Here is a 1871-nt window from a genome sequence, read left to right as displayed (position 1 = left end):
AAAAATACACCCCACCACTTAAATATAATTTCATTCTATGATCATCATCGTATTTGTATTGATGTAATGCTCTTGCTGCATCAAGCTTTATATAATATTCATTAGTTTTATTATAAAGTACTTGCAAACCTACTGCATCTAAAAAATGCTCATCTGCTAATCTATCCCCTGAGTCTTTTTCATACCAAGCATAACCTATATCATAAAAAGGAGTAAAATAAAAATTAGTATTTGGTATATTTATTCTTATACCAAAGTTAGCTACTATAGTATTATCTCCATCACCCTCACCATTATCATAAGCTCTTACTCCATAAGCTCCACCTAAAGAGGAACTCTCAGAAGAATCTAATTCAAAATTCCCTAATACCTTTTGATAATTTATATTTAAAGTATGCGTAATGTATTCATTAATACTATAATAATTATTCACACTAGCATTGAGTTTTCTAAACCAGCCAAAAGTTTTGCTACCAATTTTAAAATCACTATCATCATATACCTTACCTATACTTACCTTAGCACTATAACTTAAGGTATTATTCTCAAATCCTCTAAACAAACCCTCTAAACCCATACTACCTACATTAGAATGTTTATCGGTAGTAAAAAAACCAAACAAAATACTATCACTAAGTATTTTATGATAAATACTAGAAGTAAGATATAAAGATGAATTAGTATTAATCCATACAGGATAAGAAAAATCTACACCAAGATTTCTAGAAGTACCATAAAATCCTGCATCTTTATATTCCCCACCTAAAGAATAAGATCCTTGAGATATGCTTGGAGTAATTTTTAAATTTCCTAAAAAGAAAGTATAACTAGCTCCATAGTTAATTTGATTTTCATTGCTTGATTGTAAGTAAAAATTATAATAATCTCCCATATTAAATATAGAATTAAATCCCATACTAATACCAGCTCTAATATCCCCTGCACTTTCAATACCATAATTATCAGCATATAATAATACATTAGCCTTAGTATCAGGTACTACTTCTATAACTACATCAGTTTCTCCTACATTCTCTCCTGCTTGTAAACCTGCTAGGGTTTGTACTCCATACATTTCATTGACTTTATATACACTATCTTCTATGAGTTTAGTAGAGATGATTTTACCTTTGATTCTTCCATTAAGCTTACTTTCTATAAAATAATCTTTTATAGTAGTTTTATTCTTTACTATATACTTACCTAATGTTCCTAAGGCTATGTTTATTTGTACACTATCTTCAAATTCTTGTTGGGGTACATAAGCTGTTGCTGCAGGATAGCCATTAACTTGGAAATAATAAGCAATGATATTAGATATATCTTGTAAATCTTGCAAGCTAAATTTTCTAGTACTAAACTCACTAATAAGTAATTGTAAATCTTCTTCTTTAATGCCTAGTTTTTTAAAGCTAGTGTTTTCATTAGTGATAACAAATTTATATTTGGTTATTACTTTTTTAGTGGTGGTGTTAGTTTGATCACTTGAGTTAGTAGAGTTAGTGTTAGAATTATTATTGGTTTGATTATTTGTATTAATAATATCACTATTATTAGTTGAGTTAGAATTATTATCATTTACACTAGTATTAGTTTTATCATTGTTTGTATTGGTAGTATTAGTGCTAGTTTGGTTATTTGGGTTGGTAGTGTCATTAGTTTGATTGTTAGTTTCCCCATTAGCTTCCTCTTCTTGATTTAGTTTTTCTTTTAATTCTTTCTTTTTTTCTTCAAAGTCTTTTTTAGCTTCTTGAGCTTTTATATAATCATCTTTAGTTTTTAGATTTTCTTTGATGGCTTTGTTTTGAGGGAGGTTTCTATCAGGGGATAATTCTATAACCTTTTCTATATCATTTTTAGCTATGGTAATA

1 protein-coding gene is annotated in these 1871 nt (G+C 28.3%); it reads right to left on the bottom strand.

Going from position 1 to position 1871, the window contains the following annotated elements:
- Positions 1-1762: ShlB/FhaC/HecB family hemolysin secretion/activation protein (locus CAMP5121_RS07930; RefSeq protein WP_442863296.1), on the bottom strand; the 1762-nt coding region annotated here is incomplete at its 3' end.
- Between the last annotated feature and the right edge of the window lie 109 nt (positions 1763-1871).

This window comes from Campylobacter sp. 2352 PW, from assembly GCF_024723575.1.
Classification (GTDB): Bacteria; Campylobacterota; Campylobacteria; order Campylobacterales; family Campylobacteraceae; genus Campylobacter_D.
This window is presented reverse-complemented; position numbering and strand designations above follow the sequence as displayed.